The 12,648-nt window shown below is 63.3% G+C and carries 13 protein-coding genes and 2 pseudogenes; 8 read left to right on the top strand and 7 right to left on the bottom strand.

Going from position 1 to position 12,648, the window contains the following annotated elements; genetic code table 11:
- The first annotated feature begins 135 nt into the window (after positions 1 to 135).
- The 4 genes from F6X37_RS06985 to F6X37_RS06970 all read left to right on the top strand — a co-directional run bounded on the left by F6X37_RS06985 (position 136) and on the right by F6X37_RS06970 (position 4,475).
- Positions 136 to 987, top strand: a complete 852-nt coding sequence (locus tag F6X37_RS06985) for a fumarylacetoacetate hydrolase family protein (protein WP_187610780.1) — start codon at positions 136 to 138, stop codon at positions 985 to 987.
- 56 nt (positions 988 to 1,043) lie between these two features.
- On the top strand, positions 1,044 to 2,576 hold the full coding sequence (locus F6X37_RS06980; RefSeq protein ID WP_187610779.1) for a bifunctional 3-(3-hydroxy-phenyl)propionate/3-hydroxycinnamic acid hydroxylase: 1,533 nt from the start codon (positions 1,044 to 1,046) through the stop codon (positions 2,574 to 2,576).
- Between the two features lie 90 nt (positions 2,577 to 2,666).
- Positions 2,667 to 4,013, top strand: a complete 1,347-nt coding sequence (locus tag F6X37_RS06975) for an MFS transporter (RefSeq protein ID WP_187610778.1) — start codon at positions 2,667 to 2,669, stop codon at positions 4,011 to 4,013.
- A gap of 75 nt (positions 4,014 to 4,088) precedes the next feature.
- Positions 4,089 to 4,475, top strand: coding sequence for a nuclear transport factor 2 family protein (locus F6X37_RS06970; RefSeq protein ID WP_184059839.1), 387 nt, complete (start codon positions 4,089 to 4,091; stop codon positions 4,473 to 4,475).
- A 322-nt stretch (positions 4,476 to 4,797) separates the two neighbouring features.
- Here F6X37_RS06970 and F6X37_RS06965 read toward each other — a convergent pair.
- The 5 genes and pseudogenes from F6X37_RS06965 to F6X37_RS06950 form a co-directional block, all read right to left on the bottom strand.
- Positions 4,798 to 5,091: pseudogene (locus tag F6X37_RS06965) on the bottom strand (oxalate/formate MFS antiporter); the annotation flags it as partial.
- 110 nt (positions 5,092 to 5,201) lie between these two features.
- Positions 5,202 to 5,642: pseudogene (locus F6X37_RS06960) on the bottom strand (gamma-glutamyltransferase); the annotation flags it as partial.
- Positions 5,643 to 5,841: 199 nt separating this feature from the next.
- Entirely contained in the window at positions 5,842 to 6,588 is a 747-nt protein-coding gene (locus tag F6X37_RS06955) for a GntR family transcriptional regulator (protein ID WP_187610777.1), read from the bottom strand.
- A 121-nt stretch (positions 6,589 to 6,709) separates the two neighbouring features.
- A complete protein-coding gene (locus F6X37_RS37585; RefSeq protein WP_316251946.1) occupies positions 6,710 to 6,919 on the bottom strand; it encodes a methyl-accepting chemotaxis protein in 210 nt (69 codons plus the stop codon).
- Positions 6,916 to 7,668: a methyl-accepting chemotaxis protein gene (locus F6X37_RS06950; RefSeq protein WP_316251945.1), complete on the bottom strand. Its 753-nt coding sequence runs from the start codon at positions 7,666 to 7,668 to the stop codon at positions 6,916 to 6,918. Before F6X37_RS06950 ends, F6X37_RS37585 begins: the two co-directional genes overlap by 4 nt.
- Before the next feature lie 63 nt (positions 7,669 to 7,731).
- On the opposite strand from F6X37_RS06950, the gene F6X37_RS06945 reads away from it, so the two are divergent.
- The 4 genes from F6X37_RS06945 to F6X37_RS06930 all read left to right on the top strand — a co-directional run bounded on the left by F6X37_RS06945 (position 7,732) and on the right by F6X37_RS06930 (position 11,030).
- Positions 7,732 to 7,875, top strand: coding sequence for a hypothetical protein (locus F6X37_RS06945; RefSeq protein ID WP_222944779.1), 144 nt, complete (start codon positions 7,732 to 7,734; stop codon positions 7,873 to 7,875).
- A gap of 61 nt (positions 7,876 to 7,936) precedes the next feature.
- The gene (locus F6X37_RS06940; protein ID WP_187610776.1) at positions 7,937 to 8,779 is read left to right on the top strand and encodes a PadR family transcriptional regulator; all 843 of its coding nucleotides are present in this window, start codon (positions 7,937 to 7,939) and stop codon (positions 8,777 to 8,779) included.
- A 64-nt stretch (positions 8,780 to 8,843) separates the two neighbouring features.
- Positions 8,844 to 9,680 (top strand): siderophore-interacting protein, encoded by an 837-nt coding sequence (locus tag F6X37_RS06935; protein WP_187610775.1) that lies wholly within the window; start codon positions 8,844 to 8,846, stop codon positions 9,678 to 9,680.
- A gap of 66 nt (positions 9,681 to 9,746) precedes the next feature.
- Positions 9,747 to 11,030, top strand: coding sequence for an MFS transporter (locus tag F6X37_RS06930; protein WP_187610774.1), 1,284 nt, complete (start codon positions 9,747 to 9,749; stop codon positions 11,028 to 11,030).
- 48 nt (positions 11,031 to 11,078) lie between these two features.
- Here the strand turns inward: F6X37_RS06930 and F6X37_RS06925 are convergent, their stop codons facing one another.
- Together F6X37_RS06925 and F6X37_RS06920 are read right to left on the bottom strand one after the other, a co-directional pair.
- Positions 11,079 to 12,173, bottom strand: a complete 1,095-nt coding sequence (locus F6X37_RS06925; protein ID WP_187610773.1) for an AI-2E family transporter — start codon at positions 12,171 to 12,173, stop codon at positions 11,079 to 11,081.
- Positions 12,174 to 12,421: 248 nt separating this feature from the next.
- A complete protein-coding gene (locus tag F6X37_RS06920) occupies positions 12,422 to 12,604 on the bottom strand; it encodes a CsbD family protein (protein ID WP_184066114.1) in 183 nt (60 codons plus the stop codon).
- Positions 12,605 to 12,648 lie beyond the last annotated feature (44 nt).

The raw sequence follows: 12,648 nt of genomic DNA, 5'->3' as shown, positions 1-12,648 counted from the left end.
GTAGTGATAAACCCTAGCAAAAAACACGTTGTGACCTTAGCTATATTTAGTCTATTCTCACTATAAGATAAATGCACGGGTTTTTTGCGAATCCGGGCCTTGATCCCACCTACTTTTTATCTACCCGGAGCATCAATGAAACTCGCCAGCTTTTCCACCCACCTTGGCTCATCGTTCGGCATCGTTCGCGATGAAACCGTGTTCGACCTTGGCAAGCGTCTCGGCGGCCGCTATGGCGATCTGAAGGCACTGATTGCCGCCGACGCATTCGGCGAGGCCGCGCAGGCCGCCGATGGCACGCAGGGCGACTACCCGCTGTCGGAAGTCACGCTGCTGCCTGTGATCCCGAACCCCGAACAAATCTTTTGCGTGGGACTCAACTACGCAGACCACGTCAAGGAAACCAACCGCGAAACCACCGAGCATCCGGTCATCTTCATGCGGGTGCCGGCTTCCCAGGTGGGCCATGGCCAGCCGATGCTGCGTCCGCCTGAGTCGCTGAAGTTCGACTATGAGGGTGAGATTGCCGTCATCATCGGGCGCGGTGGACGACGCATCGCCGAGGCCGACGCGTGGAATCACATCGCTGGCTACGCCTGCTACAACGACGGTTCCGTGCGCGACTGGCAGCTTCATACGGGCCAGTGGGGCCCAGGCAAAAATTTCTATCGCACCGGCGCGTTCGGACCGTGGATGGTGACGAGCGACGAGATCGAACCCAATGCGGTGATGACGCTCGTCACCCGCCTGAATGGACAGGAAGTGCAACGCGCGACGACGCAGATGCTGATTCACGGCATTGCCAGACAGATTGCCTACCTGTCGACGTTCACCCCGCTCTCGCCGGGAGACGTGATCGTGACCGGCACGCCTGGCGGCGTCGGCGCGAAGCGCAATCCGCCGCTGTTCATGAAGGCCGGCGACGTGGCGGAAGTGGAGGTTGATCGGATCGGCGTTCTGTCCAATCCAATCGCCGACGAAGCGTAAAAGTCGTAGCCGGGCGCGTTCGTGCGCGCTCGGCGTCTTATCTGGCGGAACAAGACATGTTAGAGAAAACTATTTCGACGCACGCGTGCGACTACGACGTGGCCGTTATCGGTCTCGGGCCCACCGGGGCGACGCTCGCGAACCTGCTGGCAATCGAAGGCTTGCGGGTGCTGGTGCTGGAGCGAGACAAGGAGATTTTCGCGCTTCCTCGCGCGGTGCATTTCGACGGTGAATGCATGCGCGTGTTCCAAACCCTCGGTTTAACCGACAAGCTGCTACCCAAGCTGTTCGTGGGTCCCGGCATGAAATTCGTGAACGGGGAAGGCAAGTTGCTGATCGACTGGCAACGGCCAACCTGTATCGGACCACAGGGGTGGAGTGCGAGTTACAAGTTCCATCAGCCCGATCTCGAGAATGCGTTACGCGAGCGTCTTGCGCAGCAATCGAGCGTTGACGTCCGGTTGCGCCACGAAGTGTTCGCGCTTGACGAGGCGAGCGATGGCGTCCAGTTGCGCTTCGAGGATACGTGCTGCGGCAAACTTGGACGTACCACCGCGCGATATGTAGTCGGCTGCGACGGTGCGCGCTCGATTGCGCGACGCTTCATGGGCACCGAATTGAGCGATCTGAAATCGCATGAACGCTGGGTTGTGGTCGACGTATTGCTCGATGCACCGCGGCCCGATCTTGGCGATTACTCGGTCCAATACTGCGACCCGGCGCGCCCGACCACTTACACGCGTGGTCCCGGAAATCGGCGCCGCTGGGAAATCATGGTGATGCCCGGTGATGATGTGACGCAACTCACGTCCCCCGAATGGCTGTGGGACAAACTCGCTCGCTGGATTTCTCCGGCCGATGCGCGCCTCGAACGTTCTGCCATATATACATTTCACTCGGTCGTGGCGAACGGTTGGCGCCGTGGCCGACTGCTGCTTGCAGGCGATGCCGCACATCAGACGCCACCCTTTATGGGCCAGGGGATGGGAGCCGGCATTCGCGACGCGTCGAATCTCGCGTGGAAGCTTGGTGCCGTCATTCATGGCGAAGTGCCCGATACCCTCCTCGACAGCTACGAATCCGAACGCTCGCCGCACGTGCGCTTATTTATCGAAACGGCGGTACAGCTCGGCTCAGTCATTCAAACGACGAGGTCAGACCTGGCCGAAGTCCGTGATGAAGAAATGAGCGCAGCGATTCGCAATTTCGTGACCCCACAACCCAGGCTTGGCCCGGGCGCATGGATCGATGAACCATCGGGCGTGGCCGGGCATATTGCACCGCAACCCCGCCTGCTGGACGGACAACTCGTGGACGACGTGGTCGGCTATCGGTTTGCGCTGCTTGCGCGACCCGAATTGCTCCGTGAATGCCCCGACGTCGCCAATAGCGCTGCGCAAGCGGGCGTCGGGATTGTGGCCAGCGATGGAGCGGCTGTTCGCGAGTGGTTGGAGTCGATCAACGCTCCAGCGGTGCTTGTACGCCCCGACCGGTATGTGTACGGCGTCGCGCAGGACGGTGAATCCTTGCAAAACCTTCTGCACCACGCCGTACCCGGCTTGCAAACCGAAGGTGCTGTGGCCATGTGAGCCCGCAACCCCCGTTGTCACGCGAGATGTCTCGCGGTCGACGCACATAGACCATCGGACAAAGAATCCGATAATCAAATTGGAGGAGTCATGGGAATATCCCACAACCCGGTCGGCGGCGCCGACCGTTCACAGCCATCCGGCTTGTCCCCGTCGCAGTGGAAGATGATTCTCATCGCAAGCCTTGGCGGCTCGCTGGAGTTTTACGATTTCATCGTCTACGGCTTTTTTGCCCATAACATCGCGGCCCAGTTTTTCCCGAACTCGTCGTCGCTGGTCAGCATGCTGGCTACTTTCTCCGTGCTCGCAATCGGGTACGTGATTCGACCGCTCGGCGGAATTGTGCTCAGTAGCTGGGGCGACCGGTATGGCCGGCGTCCAGTGTTTCTCGGCTCAATCATTGTGGTCACGACCGCGACGATCTGTCTTGGTCTGCTGCCCAACTTTCAGAGCTGGGGCATGACCGCATCGATCCTGTTGATCCTGCTGCGCATGCTTCAGGGTTTTTGCGTGGGCGGAGAAATGCCCGGCGCGATTACCTACGCAGTGGAAGCCGCGCCGCATCGGGCGGGGCTCGCCGCGGGCATTATTATCTGCGCGGTGAACCTGGGTGTTTTGCTGGCCACATTCGTCAACCTCGGCATCCAGACCTACCTGTCCGCCACGGACGCGGCGGCGTATGGCTGGAGGATCGCGTTTCTTTTCGGCGGCGTTTGCGGGATCGCGTCGTACCTGATGCGCCGTAATCTGGACGAGTCGCCCGAGTTCAAGAAGATGCAAGGAGCTGTCGTCAAACAGCCGTTTCGCGAGACCTTGCGACGTCATGGCAAAGCGGTCGCGACGGGGGCACTGGCGATCGCCGTGATGGCCGGCGTCAACGGCATACTTTATGGCCACATGCCCGCCTACCTCGTCCAGCAGCTGCACTATGCGCCACGGACCGCGGCAATTGCCCAGAACGCTTATCTGATCGTCAGTTCCCTCGGCCTCCTCACCGCAGGCTGGCTCGGGGACAAGATTCCACGCCGGTACCTGCTTCGAGCGTCAGCGGCGCTGCTGATCGCATTGAGCTACCCGTTCTATGAAGCGCTGGCGAGTCACACCGTCAATCCGGTGGTGCTGTTTGTGCTTGCCGGCGTGGTTTTTTCACTGGCAAGCGGGACATGGGCGTCGGTGCTCGCCGACCAATTCCCTGTCCAGGTCAGATTCAGCGGAATCGCGCTGGCTTACAACCTGGCCGTTGTCGTATTCAGCGGCTTTGCGCCCTTGCTGGCGACCATGCTGATTCGCATGACCGGCTCCTTGGCAGCGCCAGCCTGGTATGTCATCGCCGCATGCACGGTCGCGCTGCTTGCGAGCTATGGGTTGCCGACGGGAAAGTCTCGGGCCGGGTCGCCTTCGAAGACAGATGGACTGAGCGGCGAACTGTTGCGTTGAGCCGAATCGAGCGACGACGCGGCCGGCACCGTCTCTGACAAGAGGTATCCATGCAGTATTTTCGGGAGATTTACGATGAAAGATGCGTCCATTCAGGCCGCCGTCGAGGCGCTGGAACAACAGCGCTGCGACGCCACGGTGGCTGGAGACCTGCTCAAACTCGCGTCGCTACTCGACGACGATCTGACGTTCGTCCATTCAGCTGGCTACGTTCATGGCAAGTCGGAGTATCTGTCCTTCCTTACCGAGAAGATCAAGGTGCGTCAAATCGTGCGTCCGCAACCGCTCGCGTATAGGTTCCTGCCAGACACCGTGATCACGACCGGCCATCTCGAGCAATCCCTGGTGCGCAGGACCGATGGATCTGAGCTCAACATTCGCGCGCTCATAACTGAAATCTGGGTCAAACGCGAGGGCGGCTGGAAACTGCTGCATCTCCATTCCGGGCGCTTGCCGGATTGACGCAGATCCCTATCTTGCCATCCGTCTCGGGGTAAGCCTGGACACCGATCCTGAACAGGTTCGCGAACTCCCCCTGCTTGTGCGCGATGGAAGCAATCGTAACGATGCGTGGCCGGTCAGGCGATTCAGTCGCGGCAAGTTCGAGAGCGGGCATGAGCAGCGCCGAGAGTGTGTAGTGGCCAGGCATATTGGTGCCGAACTGCAGCTACAAGCCATCGGCGGCGTTCCGCGAGTTTCTTCTGCGCGAACGAGCGGACCGACGCGACGGAAGCGTGAAGATTGAATATGTGGGATCGAGACTATCGCGGCGGCGATCCAAAAACACTGCGCCGAACGAGATCAGCGTGCGCGGACCGAAGCGGTCGATCAGCTTGCCTTGAAACGGCGAAAAAAACGTCTGCAGAATGATTAGCAGCGCGAACGTCACCTGCAGTTCAGGCAACGCGATGCCCAATTTCGCGGCGAGCGGTTTGGTCATCAACGTCCAGACATATTGCGGACTCGAGATCGCCATCATGCAGACGAGACCCAGTCCAAGTTGAATCCAGCGGTTATGCGTGGCGGACGTCGAGACATTCTCGATACGCGGCGCCATCGGTTGCAAGCGTGTGTTCATGGTGTTCTCCGTTTCCTGAGCGCATGCCAGCCGGCATGCGCGAGACGTGCGTCGTCCTCCGGGCCTGAACGGCCGGAACGGCAAGTCGTTTGAGAAAAAGCGCGCGGTGTCTACCAGCCCGCAGCGGCCCCGTCACTGCGCGGATCGTAGCCCGCTTCGATTAACCCATCAGGGTGCCGAACGATTGCGCCGGCATGCCCCATCGCTTCATCGTAAGACGCCATCATCTCGACCTCGTGCCCGAACGCGCTGAGCGTTGCTGCCGTGTGCGCGGCGAAGCGTGGCTCGAGCTTGAGCGTGTCGGTCGATTGGCCCCATGTGCGGCCGAGCAGCCAGCGAGGCGCGCCGATCGCCGCCTGCGGGTTCCAGCCGAAATTCGCGATGCGTGAAAACACGGCGCTTTGCGATTGGGGCTGTCCGTCTCCGCCCATGTTGCCGTACACCATCGTGCGGCCATCGGCAAAGCGCGCCAGCGCCGGATTGAGTGTATGAAACGGCCTGCGCCGCGGCATCAGCGGATTGAGCGCGTGCTCGTCGAGCGAGAAACTGCAGCGCGCCGCGAGCGCATTCGGCGCGACGGCCATGCCCCTCGCGCCGCGCGTCGGATTCAGAAAACTAGATGACATATTGGACGGGGCTTTTGCTTGTATACATACCCATCACTGACGCGAGAAGCATGCCAGCACGCGAGTCGCCCGCTCATGCGCGCCAGATAGGGTTTCGCACGGCTCGGTACGCGCGGCGATGTCGCTACCTGGTGCCCCGCAACCTGGGTGGTGCATAGGGGACCGCATTCGGCCCCATTGCAGTGCGTGCGCGTTGCAGGCGCTCGCCCGTCAAGGTGCGCACCGCAACGCGGCTACCCTCGATATGGCGCGCGATCAACTCAACGCTACGATCCGTTTCCCGACAACGAATCGCATCGAGGATCGCGACATGTTCGTCGTAGGTTTCGTCGATGCAGTCGCCATACACGAGATCGAGCCGCCGCACGACCCGGATGCGATCGGTCACGCGCTGCATCGCATTGGTCAGCTCGGCGTTATCGGCGGCCTGCACGAGGGCGTGATGAAATGCTTCGTCGAGCGCGACCATCTCGCGGCCGTCACGCCGACGATGAGCAGGCGGGATCTTCCAGATTTGTTCAAGCTGACCGAGCATCTGTGCGACGCCTTCGGAGAGCTCTCCTTCGGCACTCGCAAGCTTCGAGACCGCAAAGGTTTCAATCAGCTTGCGCATTTCGTACAGGTCTTCGAAGCGTTTGAAATCGACCGGCACGACTTCCCAGCCGCCGCGCACATAGCCGCGCATCAGGCCGTCACTTTGCAGGCGCTGCAAGGCCTCGCGCGCAGGCGTACGGGACACGCCGAAGCGCTCGGCGATGCTGCCTTCCGTCACGCGGTCGCCGGGCAGCAGGCGCATATCGAAGATATCTTCGCGGACACTGACATAGACATGATCAGCCCGCGAGGGGGGAATGCCGGTGATGTCGTTCACGCTTGGAACCTGAGTTGGCGAGTGTCGGGGCTGAGATTATTGTCCGACCCGAACGCGCCATGTCAACACGCGATGAAAAAACCGGCATCGCACGGACATCAGCCGCGAGCGAAATACGCCTTTACAGCCGACAGAAACGTATCGATGTCCGCGCGCCTGCAGCGCGGACGATTTCGATTGAATTGAAAATCGGGTTATGCCGCCATGCGCTCACGAGTAGCTGCTGGCGAGCGAAAGCGCCGGGTTGCGCGAGGACTCTGACCTCGCCGGCCACCACGGCAAAACCACGTCCCTGGCTACCTGCCCGCGCGGCCTCGACCGCCGCATTCAGCGCGACGATGTGGTCTGGAACGAGATCCCGTCGATGACCGAGATGATCTCCGCGATGCGCGCCGACGACGCCCGTATCCCATGCATCGTCTCCACCACCCGCCCGACCGCCATGCCGCCTTCCCCAGCCGTTTCCGAGGCGTGCCTGGCAAGCTCGTCCGCGTGTCCCGCGTTCGCAGCGTTGGTGGCCACGCTCGCGTCGAATTCCTTGAGTGCGCCGGTGGCCTGCTCGAGCGCGCTGGCCTGGAGCTCGGTGCGCGCGCCAAGATCGGCATTGCCGGCGGCAATCGCGTGACTCATGTCGGCGACTGCATCGGCGCCATCGCGCACCTGTCCCACGATGTCCGCGAGCGCTTCTCTCATCCGCACGACAGTCGCCATCACGCTACCCGTATCGCCGGTGCGCAAGTCGGCGCACTGGGAAAGATCGCCGCGCCGGATCGCATCGGCGAACGCGATCAGCTCTCGCGGCTCGGTACCGAGCGACCGGCCTATGTTGCGCACGACAAGCACCGCAACGCCAAGACCGATCACGCACGCAAGCCCGGTCAGCGCGAGCATCATCAAGCGGAAATCGACGCTTATCTGGCGTGCCTCGGCGCTGCCCTGCCGGTTCAGTGCTTCCTGAAAGTCGATCAACTGGTTGATTGCCGCGAGCCACTCGAGCAGCGCGGGGGCTGACGTCCGTCTCGACGGCCAGTACCTCCTTCGCGCCTTCAGCAGCCACGCTGGCAATCGCCTGCGTCGCATGCGTCAGGCGGTCCTCACCCAGATCCGCAATGCACACGCGAAGCCCGAGCTGCGCGAATCGACGTGGTCAACGCCGTCAATGCGCAGAACCTGATCCTGCCGGGCGGCACCGCGAAGATCGGCACGAAGGAATACAACGTACAGATGAACGGCAGCACGGACACCGTAGCCGCGCTCAACGATCTGCCCACCGCAAAAAGAGTTTGACAGACAATCTTAAGATATATATCGTAAGATGCATCTTACGACACTCATAGGAGAGTCCCAGATGCGTCATCCTCATCATTTTTGCGGTCCGCGCGGCGCGCGCGACCGTTTTCATGCCGGTTTCCGCCTTCCGTCGCCGCAGGCGAGCGAAATCGCCGACCTGGGCGCCGCCGAAGCATGCGCTTCCTCCGGCGCCCGCCACCACTACCTGCTGCACGTTTTGCGTCACGCCTTTGGCCGCCATCACGAGTGGCGCTTCGGCGGCCGCGGCTCGCGCTTCGGCGGTGGTTTCGGCGGTCCGGGCAGATACGGTGGCGGCGGCCCCGGCGGCTTCGGCGGCGACGGCGATGGTTTCCCGCGTGGCCGCAAATTCAGCTCCGACGATCTGCAACTGCTGCTGCTATCGCTGATCGAAGCGCAGCCGAGTCACGGCTACGAGTTGATCAAGGCGCTCGAAACGCGCTCGAACGGCTTCTACAGCCCGAGCCCCGGCATGGTCTATCCAGCGCTGACCTATCTCGAAGAACTCGGCTACGTCACCGTGCAGCTCGAAGGCAACCGCAAGCGCTATGAGCTGGCGGATGCGGGCCGCGAATATCTGGCCGCGAACCGCGAGCGCGTCGAGCTGATGCTCGCGCGACTCTCGCATATCGCACGCAAGATGGATTCGGTACGCCGCGCGTTTGCCGGCGAGGAGCCGGCCGACGTCAGCGAAGGCGGCTGGGTGCCCGAGTTGAATGAAGCGCGCCGCACGCTGAAGAACGCGCTGCTGCGCCGCGACAACGCGCCGGCCGACGAACAGCGCCGCATCGCAGCGATCCTGATGCGCGCGGCCAAAGAAATCGAAGGCGGCAACCGTGGCGACATCGCAAAGCCCGGCAACGACAGCGAGCCGACCGCCTGACAACGCGCGCCCGTCCCCGAGGCGACCCGCGCGTCCTCCCGAACCGAACTGGAGCATCGCCCACATGCAAGAGCAACCCACTCGCCCTGATCTCGCCGTGCATCGCGTACGGCATCCGTTGAAGTTTCGTCTGCTGCAGGTCAAGCAGGTGCGCGCGCTGACGCCGCACCTGATTCGCGTGACCTTCACCGGCGCCGATCTGGACGACTTCGTCTCAGCCTCGTTCGACGATCACATCAAGGTCTTCTTCCCCGACCCCGGCGCCGACAAACCTACGCTGCCGCAAGCCGGCCCCGACGGCCCGGTGTTCCCGGAAGGCAAGCGGCCGACCGCGCGCGATTTCACGCCGCGCCGTTTCGATCGCGACGCCCGCGAGCTCGACATCGAGTTCGCGATGCACGACGCGGGCCCCGCGGCGACGTGGGCCGCGCAGGCGCAGGCGGGCCAGTATCTGGGCGTCGGCGGCCCGCGCGGTTCGCTGGTGATTCCGACCGGCTTCGACTGGCATCTGCTGATCGGCGACGACACCGCGCTGCCCGCGATCGCGCGCCGTCTCGAAGAGTTGCCGGCCGGCACGCGCGTCGCCGCGGTGATCGAGGTCGCCGATCCGTCGGCGCGCATCGAGTTCACGACGCAGGCCGAGCTGCACCTCGTCTGGTGCTATCGCAGCGAAGCCGACACCCGGACCGGCGCGCGCAGCGAAGCGCTGTTGCACGCGGTGCGCGATACCTGGCTGCCGGAGAACGGTGAAGGCTATGTGTGGGCCGCCGGCGAAGCGGCGACGATCCGCGCGGTGCGTCAACATCTGTGCGGCGAACGCGGCGTCGACAAAACGCGGATTCGCGCGGCCAGCTACTGGAAACAGGGCGCGGTCGCGGTCCACGAAACGATCGACGACTGAGCTTCTGCTCGCGTGGCGCGCGGCATTAGCGGCGTACTTCGAACAACGACAAAAGGAAATCAACCGATGTACTCAATCACTGCACGGCACGAGCGTCGTTTGTTGTGGCTGCTCGCGCTCACGCAGTTCACGATCATCATGGACTTCATGGTGATGATGCCGCTCGGCCCGCAGATCATGAGCGCGTTCCAGATCGCGCCGGCCGCGTTCGCGACGGCCGTATCCGCGTATTCGTGGTGCTCGGGGCTCTCGGGCCTGTTCGCGGCGACCTATATCGACCGCTTCGACCGGCGCCGTCTGCTGCTCACCATTTACGCGCTATTCGCGCTGTCGAACCTCACGTGCGCGCTCGCGTCGAGCTTCGCGCTGCTGCTCGCCGCGCGCGCGTTCGCGGGCATCACCGGCGGCGTGCTCGGCTCCGTGATCATGGCGATCGTCGGCGACGTGATCCCGCTGCAACGGCGCGGCGCCGCGACCGGCACGATCATGACCGCGTTCTCGCTCGCGGCGATCGCCGGCGTGCCGGCCGGCGTGATGCTCGGCGCGCAGTTCGGCTGGGCGGCGCCGTTCTTCCTGCTGGTCGCGTTGTCGCTGCTGGTGTGGTTCGCGGCCTCGCAACAGGTGCCGTCGCTGGCCGCGCATCTGAGCCGCCGGCAGCCGCCGCTCGCGGAAGTACTGCCCGAGCTGTGGCGCCTGCTGAGCAACCGAAGCCATCTGAACGCGTTCGCGCTGACGTTCATGATGATGATCGCGCACATGCTGGTGATCCCGTTCATCGCGCCGATGCTGGTCGCCAATCACGGCGTCGCGCCGCGACAGCTGTCGTGGCTGTACATGGCCGGCGGTGCGGCGACCTTCTTCACGTCGCGCCTCGTCGGCAGATTCGCCGACCGCTTCGGCACGCAGCGCGTGTTTCGCTGCGCGGCGCTGCTGTCGTTCGTGCCGGTGCTGTTCATCACGCATCTGCCGAACCTGCCGTTCTACGCGCTCGTGCTGTTCTTCCCGTGCTTCCTCGTGTTGATGAACGGCCGCATGGTGCCGATGCAGGCACTGCTGACCACGGTCCCCGAGCCCGCGCGACGCGGTGCGTTCCTGAGCGCGAACAGCGCGCTGCAGGCGCTCGGCACCGGCACTGGCGCGTGGCTCGGCGGCTTGATGCTGAGCACGTCGGCTGATGGCCGCATCGCCGGGTATGGAACCGTCGGCTGGGCGGCGGTGGCGGTCGCATGCGCGGCGGTGCTGTGGGTCTCGCGCGTGAAGGGCGTGCCGCGCGAAGTGGCGGCGGCCAGCGCCGCTGGCGCGACGATGCCTCGCGCCGGCATCGAAGCTCACATCGCTGGAGAAGGTTAGCGATGCCAGGCAGCGCGCGGTGTCGCTGCGCCAACTGCGCGCCGCGCGTTACGCCTCATCGTCGGTGCTGCCCGTCAGCGCGCGCCGCGCGGCCTCGCCCTGCCCGTGCGACGCCGAGTAAAACACGCGCGCCCGGCCGATCACGATTTTCAGCGTCGCGATCACGGGCACCGCGAGAAAAATCCCAGCGACGCCGCCAAGCTGGTCGCCCGCGAGCAGTCCGACGATCACCAGAAACGGACTGACCTCGACGCCTTCGCTCATCAGATACGGATTGAGCACGTAGTCCTGGAACAGCCGGTACAGCCCGATAAAAATCACGAGCCACAACAGGTGCGGATAGCCGCTGAACACGGCGACCACGAGCGTGATCGCGACCGCGGCAAGCGGCCCCGCGAACGGCACGAATTCGAGCAGCCCCGCGCTGACCGCGAGCAGAAACGCGTACGGCACGCCGAGCAGCGAGAACACGACGCCGTAGCTAAATAGCGTGGCGAGCGACAGAAACAGCAGCGCGCGCACGTACTTCGACAGCAGCACGTTCAGATCGTCGACGATCTCGTTCCACAGCACGCGATGCCGGCTGTTCAGCAAACCCAGAAACGCGTCGCGCATCCGTTCGCCGTCCTTGATCAGCAGGAAGCTCAGGATTGGAATCAGCACCAGGTAGATCAGGTTGCTCGCCGCGTGGACGACACCGAGCCCGAGGCTGCGCGCCAACGGCACGGCGTTGTCCGAGCCGGTCTCGATCTGGCTGCGCACGAAATCGACGATCCGCTCGCGCAGCGGTTCGAGAAAATGCGGCAGCGGAAAACGGTTCGGCACATCGGTGCGCAGCAGCGCGGGCAGTTGCGTGAAGAGGCGCGTCGCCTGATCCTGCAATTCCACGCCGAACAGTGAGCCAACCACCGCGAGCAGCGCGACCACGACGACGAACACGACCGCGATCGACACCACGCGCGGCATGCGGCGCGGCCTCACGCGTTCGACCAGCACCACCATCGGGTAGATCAGATAGCTGAAAAACACCGCGAACACGACGACGAGCACCGTCGTCGACGCGATATAGATGAGGAAAAATAGCAGCGCGAGCAGAGACGCGGTCCAGACTTTCCTGGCCGCGCCGACGTCGAATCCCAGCATGAAGCGTCCTCGAATGGGCGATGCGGCGCCGGCGCGACGAGTGCGCCGGCTGACTCTGGACCGTAACAGAAATTTACACGTTCCGGGTGTCGAACGCCGCGCCGCGAGGGCGCGACGCGGCGAGCACCGGCAGCGTGCGAGGCGCTACGCACGCGGTGCGTCACTGCACGGCTTGCGTGCCTGACTTGATGCGCCCGAAACCGGGGGGCGGGATAAATGAAGCTGCGGGTACGTGAAGTTTCGGCTCGCTAACTCTTCACACGCTCTGGTACCTGTTCCGTTTCTTCGCCGATTCTCGCCTGTATCCTGCCGGCTATTTTTTCGGCCGCTCCTTCGGCCTGTTTCGCGCGATTGCCGGTGACCTTGCCAATCGCTTCCTTGACCGAGCCCTTGAGCTCCTTCGCTGTACCTTCTACACGATTCCTGTCCATGGTGCCTTCCTGCCAGGTTTGACTGTGGAGTTGCCTGCTGGCGT

This window comes from Paraburkholderia sp. 31.1, from assembly GCF_014397645.1.
Classification (GTDB): Bacteria; Pseudomonadota; Gammaproteobacteria; order Burkholderiales; family Burkholderiaceae; genus Paraburkholderia; species Paraburkholderia tuberum.
Note: the sequence above shows the minus strand (reverse complement) of the source record. Positions and strands in the feature narration are given on the sequence as shown.